Below are 1,408 nucleotides of genomic sequence, written 5' to 3' on the forward strand. Positions count from 1 at the left end.
TTCACGAAGCAATCGGAAGTGGTTCCAAGAAAAGCCTCTAAGCTTCAGTCATACGAGACCGTACCGCAAACCGACACAGGTGGGCGAGATGAGTATTCTAAGGCGCTTGAGAGAACTCGGGAGAAGGAACTCGGCAAATTGGTACCGTAACTTCGGGAAAAGGTACGCCCCGGTAGCTTGATTGGTTTACTCCATGAGGGTGAAAGGGTTGCAATAAACTGGTGGCTGCGACTGTTTAATAAAAACACAGCACTCTGCAAACACGAAAGTGGACGTATAGGGTGTGACGCCTGCCCGGTGCTGGAAGATTAAATGATGGGGTGCAAGCTCTTGATTGAAGTCCCAGTAAACGGCGGCCGTAACTATAACGGTCCTAAGGTAGCGAAATTCCTTGTCGGGTAAGTTCCGACCTGCACGAATGGCGTAACGATGGCCACACTGTCTCCTCCCGAGACTCAGCGAAGTTGAAATGTTTGTGATGATGCAATCTACCCGCGGCTAGACGGAAAGACCCCATGAACCTTTACTGTAGCTTTGCATTGGACTTTGAACCAATCTGTGTAGGATAGGTGGGAGGCTTTGAAGCGGGGACGCTAGTTCTCGTGGAGCCAACCTTGAAATACCACCCTGGTTTGTTTGAGGTTCTAACCTTGGTCCGTTATCCGGATCGGGGACAGTGCATGGTAGGCAGTTTGACTGGGGCGGTCTCCTCCTAAAGTGTAACGGAGGAGTTCGAAGGTACGCTAGATACGGTCGGACATCGTGTTGATAGTGCAATGGCATAAGCGTGCTTAACTGCGAGACTGACAAGTCGAGCAGGTACGAAAGTAGGACATAGTGATCCGGTGGTTCTGTATGGAAGGGCCATCGCTCAACGGATAAAAGGTACTCTGGGGATAACAGGCTGATTCCTCCCAAGAGTTCATATCGACGGGGGAGTTTGGCACCTCGATGTCGGCTCATCACATCCTGGGGCTGTAGCCGGTCCCAAGGGTATGGCTGTTCGCCATTTAAAGTGGTACGTGAGCTGGGTTTAAAACGTCGTGAGACAGTTTGGTCCCTATCTGCCGTGGGCGTTGGAAATTTGAAGGGGGCTGCTCCTAGTACGAGAGGACCGGAGTGGACGAACCTCTGGTGTACCGGTTGTCACGCCAGTGGCATTGCCGGGTAGCTAAGTTCGGAAGAGATAACCGCTGAAAGCATCTAAGCGGGAAACTTGCCTTGAGATGAGATTTCCCAGAGCCTTGAGCTCTTTGAAGGGTCGTTCGAGACCAGGACGTTGATAGGCTGGGTGTGGAAGTGCAGTAATGCATTAAGCTAACCAGTACTAATTGCCCGTACGGCTTGTCCCTATAACCTTAGCAGGTACAGAGGATAAGACGGTACAACGTTGCGTGTGTGTTGATAC

General features: G+C 51.2%; 1 rRNA gene. It reads left to right on the forward strand.

Going from position 1 to position 1,408, the window contains the following annotated elements:
• Positions 1–1,352, forward strand: a 23S ribosomal RNA gene (locus CSQ95_RS28850); the annotation flags it as partial.
• Positions 1,353–1,408 lie beyond the last annotated feature (56 nt).

This window comes from Janthinobacterium sp. BJB304 (genome assembly GCF_002735765.1).
Taxonomy (GTDB): Bacteria; Pseudomonadota; Gammaproteobacteria; order Burkholderiales; family Burkholderiaceae_D; genus Janthinobacterium.